The sequence below is a fragment of the Leptospira sp. WS58.C1 genome (assembly GCF_040833995.1).
Classification (GTDB): Bacteria; Spirochaetota; Leptospiria; order Leptospirales; family Leptospiraceae; genus Leptospira_B; species Leptospira_B cinconiae.
In genome coordinates, this window is the sequence record NZ_CP162137.1 from 1,927,010 (window position 1) to 1,948,965 (window position 21,956).

A 21,956-nucleotide genomic window follows, 5' to 3' on the forward strand; every position below is an offset into this window, starting at 1 on the left:
TGAAAATCTAGAGTCAGATAGAAAAAGCTTATGAGTTTGGGATCTAAAAAGGCGATCGGCTCTATACTCGCGCTTGGATTTTTTCTCCAAATCGCCTGCGTATCCATTTATAGCCTGACCGGAAATTGTCCGGTGAGCATGTCCAATCTTGCAGAACAAAAGCAGACTTCTCAAACTCCTCCCTGCCATCGATCAGAAAAGCCGGAAAAAAAGAGCGAATCCTCCGCCAACGAATGTTGTCCTAAAGAGAGTAGCCTCGTATCTCTGGATCTTTCCAAACTTTTGGATTGGGAAAAGTTGGGATTACATAAGGTTCTGATCTTTTTGTTTATTTCAGAACTGAATTCTCCTCAGATCGTATTAGAAAACGTCATTTTAAACGATTCTTATATTTCGATCCCGTCCTCAAATTCTCTTAGTTTAAGCTCTCTCCAAGTTTTCCTGATCTGATCCATATTTTCTCCGTTTGCAACTTTAGGAGGAAATATGAACGCAAGAATTATTGTCTTAATATTAATTTATACATTATTTTCATCCGCATTATACGCGGAAAAAAAGAACTTAGAAGAGATCTTGGATGTTTTAGTAAAGGAACATCCTGAATCCAAGTCTTTGGCCGGACTTTCGCAGGCCCACAAATCCCATTCGGAAGGAACAGGTATATTACCGGATCCTAAAATAGGAGTTGCTTTCCGAAATTATCCCACCCGAGGAGGATACTCTACCTCCGATCGGGCATTGGACACTCCTACAATGACAGGGATAGAATTGTCCGTGTCCCAAGAGTTTCCTTTCCCGGGAAAATTGAGCACCGAAAAAAAGATCTCCAAACTCATGCAAACCGAGTCCAACTTTGCTTATATAGCTGGTGTAAATAGGATCTTAGGGGATTTTTTTGTTCGATTAAACAAATACAAATATTCTGAAAAGAAGAAGGCGATCAATGAGAGAATATTAACTCTCCTTGGCGCTCAAAAGTCCATTAGTGAAAGTTCATATTCATACGGTGAGAACACTTTATCCGGCGTATTAAAGGCGACGGTTGCAAAAACGGAAGCGATCGAAAAAGAAACGGAATACTCGACTCAATTGAAAGATCTGAAGTCTCAACTCGAGTATTATCAGATCTCCAACAAGATTACCTTCTCCGATCTATATTCAATAGATCTGGATTCTTTTTTAGAAAAGAAAAATGAGGAGCTCTTAGCCTTAGTCGCTGCACAAACTTCATTGATCGAGGATTCGCCGGAATATAAAATACAAATGGAAGAAGAAAAACGATTAAAGGAGCAGGCAAAACTAACCAAGTATTCTCTGGCACCTCAAACCGAAGTCTTTTTTTCCTATATGAAACGTAGATCCCAAACTTTCGCTTTGGACCAAGGTCCCTTAAATTATGGGCTTATGGACACCACGGAATATAGGGGAGATCTTTTCAGTTTTGGAGTGAATATGAGAGTTCCGGTTTGGTCGGCTCTCAAATGGAATTCCATAACGGGAGAGACGGAACATCTTGCAGAAGTAGGAAAAGACTCCGTCGAAAAAACAAGGGTCCAAATGATGTCGGAATTAAATCGGAATCTCGCCTATATCAAAGGTGTTTCCGACCAAATACGGTTGGTAGAAAAAAGACTCATCCCTGAATTGGAAAAATCCGCAAGGGCCGGCTCCTTCCAATATACTTCCGGAAAAGTCAACTTGCAGGACACCCTTCTTGCCCAAACGGAAATACTAAATGCAAAAATACGTTTAGAAGATCTGAAAGAACGTAAAAACGAATCCATTCTCAATACTTTAAAACTCTTAAGTTTTATCTATAAAGACAATAAAACTCCGGAACATGACAAACATAACTGAGGACAACCCAATGAATAAATTACATTATATATTTTTAATATCACTCCTGATCGCAGGTAATCTTTTCGCTCATGAAGGAAAAGAAACTTTCGTCCTAAGAGAAGTCGCCAAGATCCATTCTTCCATCTATTCGGAAACGGCAGGAAATTTGGATGTGCGAACATTAGTTGAACTTTTGAAGGAGGATGCAGACCATAAGAAGGATTCTGAAAAATTCAGAAAGGCGTTACCGATTGCCGAAGAACTCGGAAAAACAACCGATCTATCCAAAAAAAGAGATTTATTCGAACGTTTATCCAAAGAGTTGGAATCCGTCGTGGGACATCACGATAAATCCGGCGTTTCCGTTTTCTATTGTCCAATGCTTAAGAAAAAATGGTTGGCATCCGGAAAAGAGATCAAAAATCCATACGACTCTAAGATGAAAAAATGCGGAGAGATTATCTATGAAGCCAAATGATCTTCTCGCAAAACATTCTTTTTGGTTGGGACGGATCGGAATACTTCTAGCCGTTCTGATGATAGCAGCTTTGGTAGCAAACTGTTCTTCTAAAAAAGACATCTATTATTGTCCGATGCATCCTCACTATACTTCGGATCGTCCAGGAACCTGTCCTATCTGCAATATGGATCTGGTCAAAAAGGAAGATCCATCCGAGCATAAGGATCATTCGAATTCGAACATTTCTTCGGAGGTAGTAGCCGGATCTAAAGAAGAAGATCATACTTCTCATCTGCCCGAAACTTCTTCCGATAAAAATTCAAAAGATTTAATTCTTTCTTTCGAAAAACAACAATCGATCGGGATCAAAACCGAATTAGCGAGTAGAAGGAACCTGATCAAAAAGATCAGCGCTTATTCTAGCGTTGCGTATGATCCGGAATTGTATTCTGCGCTGAGCGAATACAAAGAGGCGGTTCGTTCTTCCGAATTTCTTTCTCCTGAGATCATTCGAAATCTACAGCTAAGACTCAAACAATTGGGCTTAAGTCAGGATCAGATCCGAGTTTGGACATCCGGAGCTAGAGATCCGTCCGAGTTGATCTTGGGAGGAAAATCGGGTAGGGCACATATCTATTCTCAGATCTATGAATCCGATTTCACCACTGCCAAAGTCGGACTCCCTATCAAATTTAAAACGGATGTATATCCTGAGAAAGAATTTATAGGAAAGATCAAAAGTATAGATGTAATCTTGGATAAAAACAATCGCACTCTTAGGCTTCGTAGTGAGGTTTCGGATCCAAGCCAACTTTTAAAACCGCAGATGTTCGGAGATGCAATGATAGAAGTTTCACTTCCGAAAGTTTTATCCGTTCCGACTTCTGCGATTTTGGATACCGGGAAACAAAAGATCGCTTATGTGCAAACTGCTCCAGATAAATTCCAAGCGGTTTCCGTCCAAACAGGTAAAAATATAGAACCCTGGGTGGAAATTTTATCCGGCGTCCAAGAAGGCCAAAGAGTGGTGACTGAGTCTACCTTCCTAATCGATTCGGAAGCGAAAATCAGATTCGGCTCCGAATCTCACGCTCATTAAGGAAAGCTCTATATGATCCAATCTATCATTCGATTTTCCGCAGAAAATAAGTTTTTAGTTCTTCTGGTCACCCTTGCGATACTCATCGCATCTTATGTGTCTATGAAAACCATTCCTTTGGATGCGATCCCGGATCTATCCGATACCCAAGTGATCGTATATTCTCGTTGGGACAGAAGTCCGGATATCATGGAGGACCAGGTCACTTATCCGATCATCACGTCACTCTTAGGCGCTCCTAAGATCAAAGTGGTTCGTGGATTTTCGGATTTCGGTTTTTCCTATGTTTATGTGATTTTCCAGGATGGCACGGATATCTATTGGGCCAGATCCAGGGTTTTGGAATACCTTTCACGAATACAACCTTTACTTCCTTCAGGCGTAAAAACGGAATTGGGTCCGGACGCAAGCGCAGTAGGATGGGTGTACCAATATGCATTGATAGACCAAACGGGAAACAATTCCTTGGTCGATTTAAGGACGTATCAGGATTTTCATCTGCGATATTTATTAAATTCGGTTCCTGGAGTTTCGGAAGTAGCAGGGATCGGAGGTTTCAAAAAACAATACCAAATCACGATCCATCCAAACGCTTTAAGATCATATAATGTGGATTTTGAAACGGTTATACAAAAGGTCCGAGAAAGTAACCAGGAAACCGGAGGACGCCTACTGGAAATCTCCGGCGCAGAGTATATGGTGAGAGGGAGAGGTTATCTTTCTTCTTTGACTGATATAGAAAATATTCCTCTTTCCACGGACATAAACGGAACTCCGGTGCTTCTAAAAAACGTGGCTTCCGTCCAATTCGGACCTGATATTCGTAGAGGGATTGTGGATCTAAACGGAGAAGGGGATGTAGTCGCAGGCACTATCGTCATGCGTCATGGAGAAAACGCATTATCGGTTATCGAAAGGGTCAAAATAAAGTTAGAAGAAATTAAAAAAAATCTACCGAAAGGTGCGGAGCTAATCACCACTTATGATCGATCCGAACTGATTGAACACGCAATCAGTAATTTGAAATTCAAATTGGTCGAAGAGATGATCATTGTCTCGATCGTGATCCTCATTTTTTTATGGCATTTCCCTTCTGCCATTATTCCGATCCTAACCATACCGATCTCGGTCATCATCGCGTTTATTCCGATGAATCTACTGGATATAAACGCCAATATAATGTCTTTAGCCGGTATGGCAATTTCTATCGGGGTATTAGTGGATGGGGCGATCGTAGAAGTAGAAAACGCATACAAAAAATTGGAAGAATGGGAATCAGGCGGGAGAATAGGAGATTATCACAAAGTCAGATTGGAAGCACTACTCGAAGTGGGACCTTCCGTATTCTTCTCATTACTGGTGATTGCTGTCGCCTTCTTCCCGATCTTCACACTTGTAGACCAAGAAGGAAGATTGTTTCGTCCGTTAGCTTATTCTAAAAATATTGCGATGGCTGTTGCTGCATTCTTGGCAATCACGTTGGATCCCGCAGTTAGAATGTTATTCACGAGAATGGAGCCTTTCCAATTTAAGAATGCACTTCTTTCTAAGATTGCGACTACTATGTTTGTCGGAAAATATTATCCGGAAGAAAAACATCCGGTTAGTAAGATCCTATTCAGATTTTACGAACCAGCTTGCCGTTATGTTCTTCACCGACCTAAAACGATCATAGCTTCCGCGTTCACTTTAGTGATCCTGACCATTCCTGTATATTTTAGTTTGGGCTCGGAATTTATGCCCCAGCTGTATGAGGAATCCTTTCTATACATGCCGACTACCTTGCCAGGGATATCGGTAGCGGAAGCGGAAAAACTCATGATCGCTATGGATAAAAAACTGAAAAGTTTTCCGGAAGTGAAACGAGTTTTTGGAAAAGCGGGACGTTCCGATACAGCTACAGATCCCGCACCATTCTCCATGATGGAAACTGTGATCCTTTTGAAACCGCAAGATGAATGGAGAAAGGCAGACAGATTCTATTCCAATTGGCCAAGGATCTTCCAATATCCGTTTCTTCCTTTTGTATCGGAAAGACTGACCAAGGATGAGTTAGTAGAGAAGATGAACAAGGAAATGCAATTTCCGGGGGCCACAAATGCCTGGACCATGCCGATCAAAACTCGGATCGATATGCTCAGTACCGGAATGAGGACACCGATCGGAATTAAGATTTTAGGTTCTTCTCTGGAGGAAATAGAATCCATAGGGATCAAAATAGAAGCACTTCTAAAAACGGATAAAAACGTCAGAAGCGTATTTGCGGAAAGAACCGCTGGCGGTTATTTCCTAGATCTAAATTTAAGAAGAGAAAAATTAGCAAGATATAATATTTCCGTAGAGACCGCTCAACAGATCATTGTGGCAGCCATCGGAGGAGAACAGATCACTCAAACGGTCGAAGGACGAGAACGTTTTTCCGTAAATGTTCGCTATCCACGGGAGTTACGAGATTCTTTGGATAAGATCAAAACTATCCTAGTTCCCACAAAAGAATTCGGCCATATTCCGATCTCTGAAATTGCAAGTATTGGAGCAAAAACCGGTCCTTCCATGATCCGGGATGAGAACGGGTTTTTGGCAGGTTACGTGTATGTGGATCCTTCAACTTCCGATATAGGCGGTTTTGTGGATCAAGCAAAAAAGAAAGTTTCAGATTCGATCATTCTTCCTCCCGGATATTCCATAGTTTGGAGTGGTCAATATGAGAATATGATACGGGTTAGAGAACGAATGATGTATATTCTTCCCTTAACGATCTTTATTATATTTTTATTATTGTACTTCAATACAAAATCCTATATAAAAACGCTGATCGTACTGCTTGCAGTCCCTTTTTCTTTGATAGGTGCTATAGGACTTTTGTATATACTGGATTACCAGATCTCGGTTGCAGTTTGGGTAGGAATGATAGCGCTCATGGGGCTGGATGCGGAGACAGGTGTGTTTATGCTCTTATATCTGGATCTTTCCTACGAGGACGCTAAGAAAAAAGGAAAACTTAGGACCAAAGAAGATCTGATAGAAGCGATCATCCATGGAGCGGTTCATAGGATTCGTCCTAAGATCATGACTGTACTCGCAGCTATGATGGGACTTCTCCCGATCATGTGGTCTATGAGCACAGGTTCCGACGTAATGAAAAGGATTGCGGCTCCCATGGTGGGGGGACTTGTGACCAGTTTTATTCTGGAACTTTTAGTATATCCTCCTATATACATGCTCTGGAAAGAGGGAAAACTGGAAAATATCCTTCCGAGCTTTCCTTTAGTTAAGAAAAGAAGAACGAAATCAATTTAAATAATAAGGAATACAATATGAACAACACTACAAAAAAACTGATCATCGGAGCGGCAATCTCCGGACTATTTCTATCGGGAGAAGTATTTTCCGAAAAACAGGAGGGCGGTACGGATAACACAAAAGGAGAATGTCACGGGGTCAATTCCTGCAAAGGAAAAAGCGACTGCCATACAAACGGGAACTCTTGCTCAGGACAAAACTCCTGCAAAGGGAAGGGCTGGATCTCCTTAACGAAAAAGGAATGCGATGCAAAAAAGGGGACCTTCAAAAAGTCTTAATCCTTTGATAAAAATCACTTCGCATTTCATAAGATGTTAAGACAATTCAATCAATTTAATATTGACTATAGGACACAGTGCCCGTAAACTTAGCGGGCGCACATTAGGAGTTTGTATGAAAAAAACTTTAGCAACCATTTTATTTTCCCTTATCCTGGCAGGTAATGCTTATGCATTCACCGAACTGGACAACCTACTCATCGCGGAAGCAACCACTCCGGATCTAAAAAAGATCGCCAAAGAATATTTTAGTAAAAAAGCCAAAGACCATAAGGACTTGGCGGATAAATATAAATCCTTGGCTGGCCAATCTCACGGCGGAAAGGCAACCGCTGATGCAGCTGAGAAGGAAAAATATAAAAAATTAGCCGATCATTGTGAAAAAGAAGCAGCTGCTTACAAAGCACAAGCGGATAAATTCTAAACTTAACAGTTTACACTTTTATAATAAAAAACCCGTCCTCTCGGACGGGTCTCTTCGAATTTTCAGAAAATCTATTTTCTCATCCGAATCTTTCACTCAGAAGTTTTACCACTTGTTCCGGTCTCATGTTTGCCTGAGCAAGCATTGCAACCCCACTTTTGGTCAAGATCTGATTTTTGGTGTAGTCCACGATATGTTCTGCCATATCCGCGTCCCTTACTCGGCTTTCCGCAGACACCATATTAATATAGTTTGCTTGTAGGCCTTCTGCCGTGATTTCCAAACGGTTATAATAAGCTCCTAAGTCGGACCTTTGTTTATTCACCTTTTGGATCGCGTTATCCAGAATACCGATCATCGTGTTGGAAGAAGCGGGAGTAGACAAAGTCTGCTTTTTCCCGTTGGTCTCCAATTGAAGAGCACCGGCATTCATGGCATCCACGAAAATTTCCAGCTTCTCGTTTTGATTCGGTCCCACATGCAACTGGATCGGATTTTTAGAATCCTTAGAGTAGGCTCCACTCAAAGGTCGAATTTTGTTGAACTCGGCGGTTTTACCTAAGCGGTCCACTTCTTCGATGAGTTGATCTACTTCCAGTTGAACGAGTTTACGATCATCGTCCGAGTAAATCCCGTTGGAAGTTTGGATGGATAATTCTCGGAGTCTTTGGAGAATATTATTCACTTGCTCCAGATTCCCTTCGGTAACCTGAATGAATGAAACTCCATCCATTACGTTTCTTTCTGCTTGAGCAAGACCACGGATCTGGGTGCGCATCCTTTCGGAAACGGCAAATCCCAATGCATCATCTCCGGCACGATTGATCCTCATACCGGTGGATAGTTTTTCTGTGGTTTTGTCCAGCTCGTGATTGACTGTCTTCAGTACGTTATTCGTACGAAGAGCGCTGATGTTGTGATTGATAATCATCAACAACCTCCCTGTAGCTAGAGTTCGGATCCGTCCGAACTATTAGGCCGGGCTTTTAGGAGGAGAGAGCCTCCCGGGCAACCCGGATATCCACTGCGAATTTCACTCCCTTATTTTTATGGGGAGATTTTTTTTACGATTTTTCCTAAAGACTAAAGTCGCAAACGACGATAATCCAAAAGAGGGAAAATCTGCCCTTATTCTATCATCCACGTTGACCATTTCGCAACTTTTTTTCCGTTAAAACCGCTTTTCTTGCGGGAATTTTCCGAAGTTTTTCGAATTCTGTCCCCTAAATTCAGGCTGAATCATGAAAATTTACACCAAAAAGGGCGACTCCGGCACCACATCCTTGGCTTCCGGAACCAGGGTTTCTAAAGCTGATCCTAGGGTAGAGTTGTATGGGACCGCAGACGAATTGAATTCCGCAATCGGAGTCTCAATTTCTTTCCTAACAAAAAATTCCAAACTAAAGGACTCACTCGAAAGGATCCAAAATTTACTGTTTGAATTGGGTTCAGAACTCGCAGGTTATAAGAAGAAGGACGATTCTTCCTGTATCTTAGAAGAGGATATTTCCCAACTAGAAAAAGAAATAGATCTCTGGCAAGATTCACTTCTTCCTTTGAAAAATTTTATCCTACCTGGCGGATCCTCCGCTTCTTCTTTTTTGCATGTGGCCAGAACACTGGCAAGAAGGTTAGAAAGAGAAATGGTCCGTTATAAGGAAGAAGGCCACGAAATCTTTGCAGAAAATCTTACATTTATGAATAGACTTTCTGACCATCTATTCGTTGCCGCAAGATACGCTAATTTTGAATCCAAGATCCCGGAACCGGAATGGAAATCCAGAGCCAAAGGCAAATAACTCATCCTAAAGGTTTGTACGTTCTCTTCTTCGTGGAAATGTGGGAGAGATTTTCTTTTTACGGAATGAGAGCGCTTCTTGTTCTATTTCTTACAAAAGAACTTTTGATGCAAGACGCTCAGGCGGGGAGAATATACGGATTTTATAATGGATTCGTGTATCTGACCCCCATTTTGGGAGGTTTACTAGCGGACCGAGTTTTAGGATACAAACGTTCCATCTTTTTGGGCGGAATCCTTATGATGTTCGGCCATCTTTCCTTGGCGTTCAACGGTCTTTGGACTTTTTACTTGGGACTTGGACTTTTGATCGCAGGAAACGGTTTTTTCAAACCTTGTATTTCCACCGTCGTAGGAAGAATTTACGAATTAGAAGGGAAACCGGAGTTAAAAGATTCCGGTTTTACGATATTCTATTTTGGGATCAATTTAGGAGCGATCCTGGGAACCTGGGCCTGCGCCAATCTTGCGGAATACAAAGGTTGGCATTACGGTTTCGGGATCGCAGCAGCAGGAATGCTCATTGGTCTTATTATCTTCGGAGTTTTAGGAAGAAGAGTCAATCCGGACGCATTCCTAGCGAATGGAAATCAGTCGATTTCCGATCCGAAAGAAGAAGATCCAAAACAAAACAGAGAAAGGATTTTTGCGATCCTGGTTTTTTCCGCGGTCACGATTACATTCTGGGCTTCTTATGAGCAGATCGGTTCTTCCTTAAGCCTGATCATAGATAGATATGTGGATAGAAATATTTTAGGCTGGGAAGTCCCTGCTGCAAATTACCAATCTCTCAACCCACTTTTTGTGGTGAGTTTAGCTTTGGTCATTTCTTGGATCTGGAAAAAATTCGAGGAATCGGGCAGGCATATTTCGACAGTGACCAAGTTTTGTTTAGGACTAATCGTTTTAGGATTCGGTTACCTTCTTCTTTCTTTGGTAACTTTCGGATCGACTGAAAAATTTTCTTCCATTTGGATCATTCTTTCGATTCTACTTTTAACGATCGGAGAATTATTCCTCTCGCCTGTAGGTCTTTCTTTGGTTACAAAATTAGCTCCGGTGAAAGTCGCTTCAATGATGATGGGATTTTGGTTCTTGGCAAACTTCTTCGCCCATGTTCTTGCGGGTGAATTGACTCGTTATATGGGAGGAAGGGAATCCTTATCCGGTTTTTTTCTGATCTTTTTCTTTCTTCCGATGATCACAGCGATCGGTTTATTTTTATTCCGTAAAAAATTAGAATCTTGGATGCATGGTGTAAAATGAGAGTTCGGATCTTTGTAGTTACTATTCTTCTTTTTTTCTCCTGTTCCGTATTTGCAGATCCTTTCGAGGATCTATTAAAAGCGGATTGGGATCGTTCTCAGACACTTCTTATCAAAAACTCCGTTTTTCAAAAATTAGGACAAAGAGCCGGAAGTAAGGCAGTGCTGAAGATCACGAAAAATGTGATCCCTTGGGCGATCTTAGAAGGTGTAAGTCCGGAAAAAACGGCGGAACTGATAGTGAACCTGGACTACGCGGTCAAAGAAGGACTCACTTTTGAGGAAGCGGAAGACGCAATTCCTGTCGTTTCCAAAAGGGAAATCTCCAAAGAAGATTTCAGCTATATAGGTTTATATTTTAAAGAAACCAAAAAAGCAGGGATTAGAGAAGAAGTCAGAAACCGTTTTGTAGAAGCCGCCATGGAAAAAAAATGGGACGGTTTTTCAGTACTTGCAGGTGGAAGGGCACTTATCGCAGGAAAGTTAGTGGATTTTCCGGAAAACCGTTTGGCATCCAAAATCCTAACCCAATTCCCCGCTAAAGGGAGAAGTATCCCTTTTGCAAAAACGGAAAACTCTTTCAAATCCGTGCTGGATTCAAAATTGGATGGTGCCTCTTATATCCTTCTTTCTAATTTAAAAAAATTGCATGAAGGAGAGAAGGTCGCTTCTCCTCAAAAATTCGCTTCCGCTCGTGCGGTAGAAACTTCGTTAGAGGAAGTGGGTGGGATCGTAATCGGGGACAGACCAAGAATCGAACCGTTGCCGGATCCGCCCTTGGTCCCAAATTTACCGGAACCGGGAGAACCGACAGAACCTGATAAGCCAAGCAAAGAAGGTTGGGAGACTTTATCTTCCAACGCGCTACAAAAGGTTGCGAAAGAATGGATCGGGACTCCTTATAAATGGGCGAATGCGGCTAAAACTGGAACCGACTGTTCCGGTTTTACGTATAGAGTTTTAACGGATGGTCGTATCGGCGTTCCAGAAAAAATGGTATCTCGCGCTTCTAGTGCACAAACCAAAATGGGTATCGGAGTTTCTCATAATGAAATGAGATCAGGAGACCTCATTTTCTTTTCCGCTTCTCCCAATCAGTCCAAAGTGACTCATGTAGGTATGGTCTTAAACGGAGAGGAATTTGCGCATGCTTCTTCCACTCGTGGAGTGGTAATCGACAAGATCCGGATGAAATGGTGGCTCGATCGTTTTGTTCTATCTAGAAGAGTATTTAAGAAAGTTGTGAATTAGTTTTTTATTTCGCACAGAGCCCACGGAGATCACAGAGATGGGGCTCACGCGAAGCCGTGAAGTTTAGAAGAGATTTTTAGAATTTCGAAACCTATCTTTTTATCTTTGCGCCGTGGCGTGAAAAACTCTGTGTTCTCTGTGAACTCAGTGCGAAAATACCTGCGAAACTATTCCCCTAAATTCATCTCTTCTACAATGCCGACAAGTAGTTGTGCTTTCAGGATTTGATCCGTGCTGGAGAGGATCTCCTGCTTCTTCTTAAAATTGAAATTTAAAATCGAAGAAATAAAATCCACAGGGAAAGGATGAGACCAGAGATCGTTCATTCGGAGGATCAGTTCTTCCTTAGCGCCTTCTGAAAGTAGAATTCGTTTAGTAAGATACAGGATCCGATCGAAAATCTCTACAAAAAGTTTGTCTTCGATGTATTTGGAATCAGCTTCTATCTTTTCTACTAGGCCGATCCGGAAAGGCTCCATGGTATCGTAAGATTCTAATTTTGCGATCCCTTTGCCTTCAAGTAGAATATTGGATCTTCCGTCGGGAAGTGGGTCTCTTCTGACAATCGTACCCCAACCGAAAATAGTTTCTATTTCCGGCTGAGGATTTTTTAAATTATCGGGATCCATTTTGATCGGCGCGATCGCCATTTCTTCGCCGGACTCGGAACAATAGTCCAACATCATCCTGTATCGAGGCTCGAAAATATGAAGGGGAAGAAATGTGCCTGGAAATAAGATGACTTCGGGAAGAGGAAAGATCGGAATTGTAGTTCTTGACACCTAGGATTTATCCTAACCTGTTGAAGTGAAAACGCAAATCAAATTGTAAGACCGGTTTAAAATTGTATTACTTAGATAAAAAGCGATATTTGGAAGCGGCTTCTAAATTAAAAACCACTAAAATAATCGTGATCGGAGATCTCATCCTGGACGAGTATCTGATCGGAGAAGTGAACCGAATTTCTCCGGAGGCTCCCGTTCCGGTGGTCTGGGTTCGTAATGAAAAAACCACTTTGGGTGGTGCAGGGAATGTGGTAAAAAATCTTTCCAGTTTAGGCGTTCAATCTTTTGTATTGGGCAGAGCGGGTAACGACCCTGCCGCAAAAACTTTGGATGATCTTCTTTCCACCGAAAACACAAACTCTTCCAAGAACACAATTATTCGTTCCGAAATCGTACCTACCATTCTAAAAACTAGAGTGATCGCAGGTCACCAGCAAGTTTGTCGTATCGATAGGGAAGAAACATTTCCACTCAGTGATTCGGAAGAAAAACAATTACTGGAAAGTTTTTCCAAGATCATCCAAGAAGCGGATGCAGTTATTCTTTCCGATTATGATAAAGGAACTCTGACTGCAAGTCTCATCCGCAAAACAATCGATCTGGCCGTCCAACATAAAAAGATCGTAACAGTGGATCCGCAAGTGTCTCATTTTTTCCAATATGAAAAAGCTACCGTCATGACCCCGAACCACCACGAAGCAGGAAAGGCTCTCGGGAAAAAATTAGAGACGAATGCGGAAGTGGAAGAAGCAGCGGGGAAGATCGCGGAAAATCTACATTCACCTTCTATGATGATTACTCGGGGAGAAAAGGGAATGAGCCTTTACATTTCTTCCGAATCCAAGACCTATCATATTCCTACAGTTGCGAAAGAAGTATTCGACGTAACCGGAGCAGGGGATACTGTGATCTCGGTTTATACTTCCTTTTTAGCGGCAGGTTTAGGAGAATTAGAAGCGGCAATCGTTTCGAACGCAGCAGCAGGTGTGGTTGTCGGAAAATTGGGTGCGGAAACCGTTTCTTTAGAAGAACTTTTGGAAGCTTTAGAGAAAAGAGGAAGTTTTCAGTGAAGTCTTCTTTCTCTTCCTGTATCGAGAAAATTATTCCTTTTACGGAAGTGAAGAATGTTTCGGAGAAGATTCGCTCTCACCAAAAAATCGTTTTTACAAACGGTGTATTCGATCTAGTTCATAAAGGCCATTTAACGTATCTTTCGCAAGCAAAAGATTTGGGAGACGTTCTTTGGGTAGGGATCAATTCCGATTCTTCTGTCAAAAGACTGAAAGGACCGGAACGTCCTGTCAATCCGGAAGAGGACCGGGCACTTCTTCTTTCCTGTCTTTCTTTTGTGGACTATATTAGTGTGTTTTCCGAAGACACTCCCTTAGAGCTGATCTCAGAGGTAGCACCTCATATTCACGTAAAAGGGGGAGATTATGATCTGGAAGCGCTTCCGGAAACTCCCCTTGTTCGCAAATTAGGCGGAGAAGTGAAAATTCTGCCTTTTGTTCCTGGATTTTCCAGCACGGATCTGATCCGGCGCATTCGACAAAAACCCTAGAATTCCTTCTCAATTCCGCGAAATTCCGAGTTGGATTTTCCGAGACTGAAGAAAACTCTGTTCAGCAGGTAGGAGATCGGTTTGTCCAAAACTAAATTTATTTTCGTGACCGGAGGTGTTTGTTCCTCCCTTGGAAAGGGTGTATCCGCAGCAGCCCTTGGATGCCTTCTGGAAAGTAGGGGTTATTCCGTTTCCCTGCAAAAAATGGATCCTTATATCAATATAGATCCTGGAACCATGAGTCCGTACCAGCATGGAGAAGTGTATGTGACCGAAGATGGAGCAGAAACCGATTTGGATCTCGGGTATTACGAAAGATTTACCAAATCCAAATTTACTCGTAAAAATTCCGTCTCCACCGGACAAATTTATAATACTGTAATCCAAAGAGAAAGAAAAGGGGATTATCTGGGTAGAACAGTTCAGGTAGTTCCTCATATCACGAACGAGATCCGAAATAGGATCTATACTCTTGCCAGAGAAAATGCGACCGACTTTGTGATCGTTGAGATCGGCGGAACAGTGGGTGACATCGAGTCTATTCCGTTCTTGGAAGCGATCCGTCAGATGAGATACGAGCATGGACCTTCTCAAGTTTTATTTATCCATGTTACTTTAGTTCCAACCATCACAGTAGCTGGGGAAGCAAAAACAAAACCTACCCAACACTCCGTGAAAGAACTTTTAGCTCTCGGGATCCAACCTGATATTTTGATCTGCCGTGTGAACCAGCCGATGCCAAAGGAGATGAAAGGAAAAATTTCCTCCTTCTGTAACGTAAAAGAAGAAAATGTGATCTCCGCTTCCGATATCAGCACTTCCATTTACGAAATCCCTAAAATGTACAAGGAAGAAAAATTGGACCAAGTAGTTCTAAAAACATTAGGACTTGAACTTGGAAAATCCAATTTTACGGAATGGGAGAAGATCATAAAAAGTCTTCAATCCGCAAAACAAACCGTCCAGATCGCAGTAGTCGGTAAGTACATCTCCCTTCATGATGCGTATCGTTCCGTTTACGAAAGTTTATCTCATGGCGGGATTGCAAACGAAGCAAACGTGGAATTTATCAAAGTAGATCCTGAAAAACTGGATAAAACGAATGTGAAGGATGTTTTAAAATCCGCTCATGGTGTTTTAGTTCCGGGTGGATTCGGGGACAGAGGGATAGAAGGTAAGATCGCCGCAATCCAATACGCAAGAACCAAAGGAATTCCGTTCTTCGGGATCTGTCTTGGAATGCAATGTGCAGTGATTGAATACGCAAGGAATGTGCTCGGTCTTAAAGATGCAAACTCCACTGAATTTAGGCCGGACTCTCCGGACCCGGTGATCTCTCTTATCGAAGAGCAGATGGATATCGATCAGATGGGTGGGACCATGCGTTTAGGATCTTATCCTTGTAAGATCAAAAAGAACACCTTAGCATTTAACGAATATAAACAAGAGCTGATCTATGAGCGACATAGACATAGATTCGAGTTTACCAACAAATACAAACAAAGATTCGAAGAGAAAGGAATGATCCTTTCCGGTATTTCTCCGGATGAAAACCTGATTGAAATCGTAGAAATTCCGGATCATCCTTGGTTTATTGGAGTTCAATTCCATCCTGAATTCACTGGAAAACCTACAAAACCGCATCCATTATTCGCCGGATTCATCCGTGCCGCGGTCAAATTTGCAAGGAAGGCGTAATGAGCGATAAAACTGCCCAAGAAAGGGATTTTTTAACCGGCAAAAAGATCGGAGGAAAAAATCCATTCTTCTTGATCGCCGGTCCTTGCGTCATGGAAAACAGGGACTTACTCGAAAAAGTCTGTGCGGAGATGTTAGAGATCACCTCCGAACTTGGCATCCCTTATGTTTTCAAAAGTAGTTTCGACAAGGCAAATCGTTCCTCCGTTACTTCGTATAGAGGTCCCGGACTTACGGAAGGGATCAAACATTTAGAACATATTAAGACAAAATTTAACGTCCCGGTGTTAACCGATATCCATGAGACTTCTCAAGTTGGTCCGCTGAAAGATGTGATCGATATGTATCAGATCCCGGCATTCTTGAGTAGACAAACGGATCTAATCGCAGAATCCGCTAAAACCGGAAAATGGGTGAATGTCAAAAAAGGACAGTTCTTAGCTCCTTCCGATTGTAGACATATCAAAACAAAAATCCAAGAATCCGGCTCCGAAAAGTATATGGTTACCGAAAGAGGGACCACATTCGGTTACGGGAATTTGGTATTCGACGGAAGAACCGTCCCTATATTACATAGTTATGATATTCCGGTAGTATTCGACGCCACTCACTCCGCACAATTGCCTGGAGCGGCGGGTAATATCACCGGGGGGCAGAGAGAATATATTCCGAGTATGACAAGAAGTGCAGTGGCGCTCGGGATAGAAGGTATCTTTATGGAGGTGCATCCGGACCCTGCCAAAGCGCTTTCCGATGCTACCACTCAATATCCTCTCTCAGAAATTAAATCCTTATTAAAGGAATTGGTCGGTTTAGATCGTTACGTAAAACAGGAAATCCTAAACCGCTAATCGATAGAACCTTGTATTCCCGCATACTCACTCTACTCAAATTAGACCCGGAAACCGTTAGAAAATACGGTCCGGGCCTAGGAGTAGGACTCGGAATTTTATTCTTAGTTCTTTTCTTTTATTCCGGTGGAAAATCGGACGCTAAATACACTCGTGTAGAAGAAGAAAAAGAAAAAGGTTCCACCGTTTCTTTCAAAAATTTTGCAAAGGATCAGTACGACGGAAACGGAACTATATTATGGAAATTGAAAGCGGAAGAGGCTTATCTTTACGCAGACGAAAAAAGATACGTTCTGTATGGGATCAATTTCGACCAATATGAGAACGGAAAGTTTAAGTCCAAACTCACGGGTGATAAGGGAGAGATCAACCAGGTCAAAAAACTGATGAAAATTACCGGGAACATTCTTCTGAAAACGGAAGAAAATCGGACTCTTAAAGCAAGATCATTGGATTACAACGACGAGACTAAGGAATTAACTTCCAACGAGGAAGTGATCATTGACGCAAATGGAACACATATCAGAGGAGTGGGGCTCAGAGCTGACAAGGATCTGAATAAGTTTACTATTTTAAAACCGACTGCTATTACCCAAGGTGGTTCCAATCCACTTTCTTCTTCCCCTAAAGAAAAATGAAACGTATCCTGGTCTCATTCTATCTATTTTTTTTATTTTATTCTCCTGCAGGATCTCACTCCAGGCCTCCGCTTTTATTTTCTGCGGAAACATTGGACCCGAAAAGTTTCCAAGGGATCGGAGAAGTCGATCCGAAACGTAAGGAAAGTTTTCCCACCTATTGGGGAGCAAGTGCGCTTACCCAAGAAGATAGAGAAATCCAGGGATTAAAAGTCACAATATTCAGTTTGGAAGGTGGTGCCTGGATCCAACATAAAAAAGTAAAATTGGGCGCAAACAGGATCGAGGTCTATGGAAAAGAAGCATATAAGGCTTTTTTAAAGAACGGAGTCCATATAGAAGACCAGGAGAACGGGACCGTGATGAGAGCAGGAGTAGGGGAATACGATAAATACTCCGAAATGGTCTATATCAAAGAAAGACCTAGGCTTAGCTTTCGGGATAAAACAGGTAAAACGACGGTCATCTCCGCAAAACAAATAGACCGAGAATTAAGCACGAAAATTACAAAGCTGCATGGAGGAGTGATCGTAAATCATCCGGAAGTTACGATCTTCTGCTCGGAAGCAGTTTTTAAAGAATCGGAACATCTAATCACTACCGATCCGAACCCGATCCTGATCTCCAAGAACAGATATTTGAGCGGCAAAAAATTATCCTTTTACACAAATGAAAGTAGGATACTTTTAGAAGATAACACTGTACTATTTCAATCCTCGGAAGAGACTAAAAAAGATCCGGAAGGAAACGAGAAAAAACAAACAATTCTCACTATCCTAAAAGGGGATAAAATAGAAAGCCGTCCCAATGAAGAGAACGATCGCACTGTACTCATCAGCGGGAATGCAACAGTACTACGAAAAGACCTGAAGATCACATCGGATACTATCGAGTCCGTAGGAAAAGATTCGCGTATCATCAAAGCAAGAAAGAATATTAAGGTACATGATCGAGAAAATCATCTACTTCTTTCGGGTAACGTATTCGATTACTTTCGAAACGAAAACTATCTCCACCTGACGGACGAAGGTAAAATGGAATTTTTAGAAAAAAATTCCGATCGAGTGACAAGCACAATCACCGCACAAGAATTCGAACGTTTTTTGGATCAAAAAGAAACGGTGATCCGAGGAAATATTTGGATCAAATCCAAGTCGACAGAAGCGCAAGGCGAATACGCCACTTATTTTGAAAACGAAGAATCGGTTACTTTAGAAGGAAATCCAAGGATTAACCGAAGCGGTAAGATCCTAAGGGCGGGAAAAATCGTCTTTTATCCAAGAGAAGGAAGATCAATTCTGACAGAAGGAGTCCATTTAGGAAATTAGGCTTGCATAATGGGACAAAGGATCCGGTGCCAAAACTTAATCAAAATATACAATAAGCGTAAGGTTGTAGACGGAGTCAGTTTCGATGTTCGTAAAGGAGAAGTTGTAGGTCTCCTTGGTCCGAACGGAGCCGGAAAAACCACTTCCTTCTATATGTCCGTCGGTTTCGTAAAACCCGATTCAGGTCATGTATTCATAGATGACCAAGACGTAACGGACGCTCCTATGCATACTAGAGCCAAATTAGGAGTAGGATATCTTGCACAAGAAGCTTCCATCTTTAGAAAACTCACCGTTGCTGAAAATCTGGAAGCTATCCTTGAAACTCTAAACATTCCTAGATCCGAAATCATTCGCAGAAGAGACGAACTACTGTTAGAATTGCAGATTATGCGAGTCGCCAACCAAAAAGGTTTTACTCTTTCCGGTGGGGAAAGAAGAAGATGCGAAATTGCTAGAGCATTAGTCACAAATCCGGATTTTATCCTTCTTGACGAGCCCTTCGCAGGGGTCGACCCTATAGCAGTTAAAGATATTCAAACTGTTATAAATAGTTTAAAGAAAAAGGGACTGGGCATATTAATCACCGACCATAATGTTCGAGAAACACTAAAGATCACTGACAGAGCGTATATCATGCATAGCGGTCGGATCTTAATCGCGGGAACTCCGAAAGAACTCGTGAATGATAAAGAAGCTAAGAGAATGTATCTAGGAGAGGACTTCAAGCTGTGAATCTGAACCACCAGTTAGTACAGAAGCAGACACAAAAGCTTGTCATGACGCAGGATTTGCGCCAGTCCATAGAGCTTTTGCCTTTGTCAACTCTGGAATTAGCGGATAGGATCAGCGCAGAACTGGTGGAAAACCCTATGCTGGAAGAAGAGCCAGGCTCGGAACGAAGTAAAAGTCCGGAACTCTATTCGGTAGACGATCTGAAAAGAAAAGAGAAGAACGACTTTCTCAAAAATTCGGATCCGGGTTGGCAGGATTCTTTCAGCTTAGACAAACCTCAGTATCGAGGCACCGATGCTTCCGATAGAAACCAAAAATATATAGAATCCTCTCCCAACACACAATCCCTTTCGGAACATTTACTTTGGCAACTCAGGATCTCTTCCTTAAAGGGAAAAGAAATGGAGATCGCGGAAATTCTGATCTCCATGCTGGACGATAGAGGATTTATTTCGCAAACTCAAAGCGAACTTGCCGCGGAGATAGGAGTTTCTGTCAAAACGATCAAAAAGGTTTTGGAACAAATCCATCAATTGGATCCACTCGGAATAGGTGCCGGAAGCATTCAAGAAACATTATATATCCAGGCAAAGATCCTTAAACCGGAAGATAAAAACCTACATGATCTTATCTTAAATTACCTAAAAGACCTCGAAAAACTGGATTATAAGGGAATTTCCAAAAAAATGGGTCTTCCTGTGGAAGCGATCGAAGCAATGGCGGCTGAGATCAAAAAACTGGAACCTTTCCCCGCAACATTATACACTCCCCAAAAACCGGATTATATAGTTCCCGATGTAATCATCAGAGAAATAGAAGGCGAGTTCAGCATATTGCTGAACGACGAATGGCTTCCTAAATTAAAAATTAATAAAGAATATAAGGGTATGCTCAAAAAAGGGGCCGGGGCTAAGGATTCAGATAAAGAATATATTTCCACAAAGCTGAATTCAGCAGAGTGGCTCATCCGCTCCGTAAACCAACGAAGACAGACCCTCTATAGAGTTGTATCTGCGATCATCGAACTCCAAACAGAATTTTTCCGAAAAGGTGTGAGATTTTTAAAACCTCTCACCTTAAAAGATATCGCAGAAAGATTGGACCTACATGAATCCACAGTCTCGCGGATCACTTCCAATAAGTATGTCCAAACTTCTTGGGGGATTTTAGAATTAAAATGGTTCTTCTCTTCCGGATTAAAATCCAAAAGTTCCGAAGGTGGAATGGAATCTTCAAAAACCATTCATGACATTATACGTATTCTAGTAAAAGAAGAAGATCCGGAAAATCCCCTCTCCGACCAAGATATAGTCGAAAAAATCGAGAGTAAAGGGATAGAGATCGCCAGAAGAACCGTTGCAAAGTACCGTAAAATCCTAAAAATTTTACCATCCAACCAAAGAAAAAAAGTAAAATCTCTGGAAGCAAGGTAACTCATGTCCGTTCCCGGAATTAATGTTTCTAATATTCTAAAAGATCATCCGGAGTTAGGTTTAAAACTCATTGCAGGAGAAAATGGGCTCCAAAACCGGATCCATAGTTCTGAGATCAACCGTCCCGGTCTTTCACTTACTGGTTTTTACGAAAGTTTCGCCCATGATCGTATCCAAATTTTTGGAAAAGGAGAATGGGCCTATATCACTTCTAAAGAAGGTGAGGAAATGGAAAAACTCGCCGCAGACTTTTTCCATTTTCATTTGAACTGTATCATATTCACTCACGGGAATGTTCCTCCTCATATCTTTATAGAATACTGCGATCGTCTGAATATTCCACTATTGGGTTCCGATGTTTCCACTCATAAGTTCATCACACTAATCTCTCAGATTTTGGACAGAAGTCTTGCGCCTAGGACCATGAGACATGGAGTTCTGATCGAGGTATTCGGGATTGGGATACTTCTCTCCGGAAAGAGCGGTGTGGGAAAAAGTGAAACGGCTCTCGAACTCATAGAAAGAGGACACCGTTTGGTTGCGGACGATATGGTGGAGATCAGACGACTTTCCGAAAGTTATTTGATCGGGACTTGTTCGGACCTTCTACGACACCACATGGAGATCAGAGGATTAGGAATTTTGAATATAAAAGATATATTCGGGATCGGATCCGTTAGAGACCATAAACTTATTGAACTTATCATCCATCTGGAAGAATGGACCGAAGAAAAGGAATTCGACAGAACCGGACTTGAAAATAGAACGGAAGAAGTTCTCGGAGTCAATATTCCATTGATCAAACTTCCGGTCCGACCGGGAAGAAATATACCGATCATCGTGGAGACCGCTGCAATGAACCAAAGATTAAAAAAGTTGGGAAAAAATGCGGCGGCGGAATTCAGCCAAAAATTAAATATTTATCTACAGCAAGGAAAAGTTGAAAGAAATCCACCTCAAAATTAACGAAAACGGCGCAGGGATGCATGCTCGTCCCGCCTCTGTCTTTGTGAATTGCGCGGCAAAATACTCCTGCGAAGTTCTAGTCTCAAAAGATGGTGTGGAAGTAAACGGTAAAAGTATCATGGGACTTATGATGTTGGCATTAGCCCCCGGCGCTGAATTTTCCATTAAAACCGAAGGTCCACAGGAAGAAGAAGCAGCGGATGCTTTGGCAAAATTAGTGGAAGGCGATTTTGCTGTATGAAAT

The 21,956-nt window shown here is 41.9% G+C and carries 22 protein-coding genes; 20 read left to right on the forward strand and 2 right to left on the reverse strand.

The features are described from left to right. The first annotated feature begins 30 nt into the window (after positions 1–30). From AB3N61_RS08715 to AB3N61_RS08745, 7 genes are all read left to right on the forward strand, one after another. Positions 31–450 carry a hypothetical protein gene (locus AB3N61_RS08715; RefSeq protein WP_367897354.1) on the forward strand — a complete coding sequence of 140 codons (420 nt, stop codon included), beginning with the start codon at positions 31–33 and terminating at the stop codon, positions 448–450. Positions 451–486: 36 nt separating this feature from the next. Then, positions 487–1,857 (forward strand): TolC family protein, encoded by a 1,371-nt coding sequence (locus tag AB3N61_RS08720; protein ID WP_367897355.1) that lies wholly within the window; start codon positions 487–489, stop codon positions 1,855–1,857. A gap of 10 nt (positions 1,858–1,867) precedes the next feature. Beyond that, complete coding sequence (locus tag AB3N61_RS08725; RefSeq protein WP_367897356.1) at positions 1,868–2,317, forward strand: LIC13259/LIC11441 family protein; 450 nt, start codon at positions 1,868–1,870, stop codon at positions 2,315–2,317. Continuing rightward, a complete protein-coding gene (locus AB3N61_RS08730; protein WP_367897357.1) occupies positions 2,304–3,398 on the forward strand; it encodes an efflux RND transporter periplasmic adaptor subunit in 1,095 nt (364 codons plus the stop codon). The genes AB3N61_RS08725 and AB3N61_RS08730 overlap by 14 nt, the downstream gene beginning before the upstream one ends. A 12-nt stretch (positions 3,399–3,410) precedes the next feature. Continuing rightward, positions 3,411–6,698 (forward strand): efflux RND transporter permease subunit, encoded by a 3,288-nt coding sequence (locus AB3N61_RS08735; RefSeq protein WP_367897358.1) that lies wholly within the window; start codon positions 3,411–3,413, stop codon positions 6,696–6,698. 17 nt (positions 6,699–6,715) lie between these two features. After that, a complete protein-coding gene (locus AB3N61_RS08740; RefSeq protein ID WP_367897359.1) occupies positions 6,716–6,979 on the forward strand; it encodes a hypothetical protein in 264 nt (87 codons plus the stop codon). Positions 6,980–7,094: 115 nt separating this feature from the next. After that, positions 7,095–7,403: an LIC_10421 family protein gene (locus tag AB3N61_RS08745; protein ID WP_367897360.1), complete on the forward strand. Its 309-nt coding sequence runs from the start codon at positions 7,095–7,097 to the stop codon at positions 7,401–7,403. 79 nt (positions 7,404–7,482) lie between these two features. On the opposite strand, the gene AB3N61_RS08750 is transcribed toward AB3N61_RS08745, so the two are convergent. Continuing rightward, the gene (locus AB3N61_RS08750; protein WP_367897361.1) at positions 7,483–8,334 is read right to left on the reverse strand and encodes a flagellin; all 852 of its coding nucleotides are present in this window, start codon (positions 8,332–8,334) and stop codon (positions 7,483–7,485) included. Between the two features lie 310 nt (positions 8,335–8,644). On the opposite strand from AB3N61_RS08750, the gene AB3N61_RS08755 reads away from it, so the two are divergent. The 3 genes from AB3N61_RS08755 to AB3N61_RS08765 are packed head-to-tail and all read left to right on the forward strand — an operon-like array spanning position 8,645 to position 11,717. Continuing rightward, positions 8,645–9,202, forward strand: coding sequence for a cob(I)yrinic acid a,c-diamide adenosyltransferase (locus tag AB3N61_RS08755; protein ID WP_367897362.1), 558 nt, complete (start codon positions 8,645–8,647; stop codon positions 9,200–9,202). Beyond that, positions 9,175–10,467: a peptide MFS transporter gene (locus tag AB3N61_RS08760; protein ID WP_367897363.1), complete on the forward strand. Its 1,293-nt coding sequence runs from the start codon at positions 9,175–9,177 to the stop codon at positions 10,465–10,467. Before AB3N61_RS08755 ends, AB3N61_RS08760 begins: the two co-directional genes overlap by 28 nt. Beyond that, positions 10,464–11,717, forward strand: a complete 1,254-nt coding sequence (locus AB3N61_RS08765) for a C40 family peptidase (protein WP_367897364.1) — start codon at positions 10,464–10,466, stop codon at positions 11,715–11,717. Before AB3N61_RS08760 ends, AB3N61_RS08765 begins: the two co-directional genes overlap by 4 nt. A gap of 167 nt (positions 11,718–11,884) precedes the next feature. On the opposite strand, the gene AB3N61_RS08770 is transcribed toward AB3N61_RS08765, so the two are convergent. Continuing rightward, positions 11,885–12,499: an LON peptidase substrate-binding domain-containing protein gene (locus tag AB3N61_RS08770; RefSeq protein WP_020768249.1), complete on the reverse strand. Its 615-nt coding sequence runs from the start codon at positions 12,497–12,499 to the stop codon at positions 11,885–11,887. Between the two features lie 62 nt (positions 12,500–12,561). Between AB3N61_RS08770 and rfaE1 the strand changes: the two genes are divergently transcribed. The 10 genes from rfaE1 to AB3N61_RS08820 all read left to right on the forward strand — a co-directional run bounded on the left by rfaE1 (position 12,562) and on the right by AB3N61_RS08820 (position 21,953). Next, positions 12,562–13,572 carry a D-glycero-beta-D-manno-heptose-7-phosphate kinase gene (gene rfaE1, locus AB3N61_RS08775; protein WP_367897365.1) on the forward strand — a complete coding sequence of 337 codons (1,011 nt, stop codon included), beginning with the start codon at positions 12,562–12,564 and terminating at the stop codon, positions 13,570–13,572. Next, entirely contained in the window at positions 13,569–14,063 is a 495-nt protein-coding gene (rfaE2, locus tag AB3N61_RS08780) for a D-glycero-beta-D-manno-heptose 1-phosphate adenylyltransferase (protein ID WP_412758365.1), read from the forward strand. Before rfaE1 ends, rfaE2 begins: the two co-directional genes overlap by 4 nt. A gap of 81 nt (positions 14,064–14,144) precedes the next feature. Further along, positions 14,145–15,761 carry a CTP synthase gene (locus AB3N61_RS08785; protein ID WP_036088728.1) on the forward strand — a complete coding sequence of 539 codons (1,617 nt, stop codon included), beginning with the start codon at positions 14,145–14,147 and terminating at the stop codon, positions 15,759–15,761. Next, positions 15,761–16,612, forward strand: coding sequence for a 3-deoxy-8-phosphooctulonate synthase (gene kdsA, locus AB3N61_RS08790; RefSeq protein ID WP_367897366.1), 852 nt, complete (start codon positions 15,761–15,763; stop codon positions 16,610–16,612). The genes AB3N61_RS08785 and kdsA overlap by 1 nt, the downstream gene beginning before the upstream one ends. A gap of 11 nt (positions 16,613–16,623) precedes the next feature. Further along, positions 16,624–17,250, forward strand: a complete 627-nt coding sequence (lptC, locus tag AB3N61_RS08795; protein ID WP_367897367.1) for an LPS export ABC transporter periplasmic protein LptC — start codon at positions 16,624–16,626, stop codon at positions 17,248–17,250. Then, positions 17,247–18,578 carry an LptA/OstA family protein gene (locus tag AB3N61_RS08800; protein WP_020768168.1) on the forward strand — a complete coding sequence of 444 codons (1,332 nt, stop codon included), beginning with the start codon at positions 17,247–17,249 and terminating at the stop codon, positions 18,576–18,578. The genes lptC and AB3N61_RS08800 overlap by 4 nt, the downstream gene beginning before the upstream one ends. A gap of 9 nt (positions 18,579–18,587) precedes the next feature. Continuing rightward, positions 18,588–19,313, forward strand: coding sequence for an LPS export ABC transporter ATP-binding protein (lptB, locus tag AB3N61_RS08805; protein ID WP_008590112.1), 726 nt, complete (start codon positions 18,588–18,590; stop codon positions 19,311–19,313). Next, entirely contained in the window at positions 19,310–20,746 is a 1,437-nt protein-coding gene (gene rpoN / locus AB3N61_RS08810) for an RNA polymerase factor sigma-54 (RefSeq protein WP_367897368.1), read from the forward strand. The genes lptB and rpoN overlap by 4 nt, the downstream gene beginning before the upstream one ends. A 3-nt stretch (positions 20,747–20,749) precedes the next feature. Beyond that, positions 20,750–21,712 (forward strand): HPr(Ser) kinase/phosphatase, encoded by a 963-nt coding sequence (hprK, locus tag AB3N61_RS08815; protein WP_367897369.1) that lies wholly within the window; start codon positions 20,750–20,752, stop codon positions 21,710–21,712. Continuing rightward, positions 21,687–21,953 (forward strand): HPr family phosphocarrier protein, encoded by a 267-nt coding sequence (locus tag AB3N61_RS08820; protein ID WP_198289287.1) that lies wholly within the window; start codon positions 21,687–21,689, stop codon positions 21,951–21,953. The genes hprK and AB3N61_RS08820 overlap by 26 nt, the downstream gene beginning before the upstream one ends. The last annotated feature ends 3 nt before the right edge of the window (positions 21,954–21,956 follow it).

Coding starts and splice junctions, on each gene's coding strand:
- AB3N61_RS08715 (WP_367897354.1), top strand. CDS start 31: ATGAGTTTGGGATCTAAAAAGGCGATCGGCTCTATACTCGCGCTTGGA.
- AB3N61_RS08720 (WP_367897355.1), top strand. CDS start 487: ATGAACGCAAGAATTATTGTCTTAATATTAATTTATACATTATTTTCA.
- AB3N61_RS08725 (WP_367897356.1), top strand. CDS start 1,868: ATGAATAAATTACATTATATATTTTTAATATCACTCCTGATCGCAGGT.
- AB3N61_RS08730 (WP_367897357.1), top strand. CDS start 2,304: ATGAAGCCAAATGATCTTCTCGCAAAACATTCTTTTTGGTTGGGACGG.
- AB3N61_RS08735 (WP_367897358.1), top strand. CDS start 3,411: ATGATCCAATCTATCATTCGATTTTCCGCAGAAAATAAGTTTTTAGTT.
- AB3N61_RS08740 (WP_367897359.1), top strand. CDS start 6,716: ATGAACAACACTACAAAAAAACTGATCATCGGAGCGGCAATCTCCGGA.
- AB3N61_RS08745 (WP_367897360.1), top strand. CDS start 7,095: ATGAAAAAAACTTTAGCAACCATTTTATTTTCCCTTATCCTGGCAGGT.
- AB3N61_RS08750 (WP_367897361.1), bottom strand. CDS start 8,334: ATGATTATCAATCACAACATCAGCGCTCTTCGTACGAATAACGTACTG.
- AB3N61_RS08755 (WP_367897362.1), top strand. CDS start 8,645: ATGAAAATTTACACCAAAAAGGGCGACTCCGGCACCACATCCTTGGCT.
- AB3N61_RS08760 (WP_367897363.1), top strand. CDS start 9,175: ATGGAAATCCAGAGCCAAAGGCAAATAACTCATCCTAAAGGTTTGTAC.
- AB3N61_RS08765 (WP_367897364.1), top strand. CDS start 10,464: ATGAGAGTTCGGATCTTTGTAGTTACTATTCTTCTTTTTTTCTCCTGT.
- kdsA (WP_367897366.1), top strand. CDS start 15,761: ATGAGCGATAAAACTGCCCAAGAAAGGGATTTTTTAACCGGCAAAAAG.
- AB3N61_RS08800 (WP_020768168.1), top strand. CDS start 17,247: ATGAAACGTATCCTGGTCTCATTCTATCTATTTTTTTTATTTTATTCT.
- lptB (WP_008590112.1), top strand. CDS start 18,588: ATGGGACAAAGGATCCGGTGCCAAAACTTAATCAAAATATACAATAAG.
- hprK (WP_367897369.1), top strand. CDS start 20,750: ATGTCCGTTCCCGGAATTAATGTTTCTAATATTCTAAAAGATCATCCG.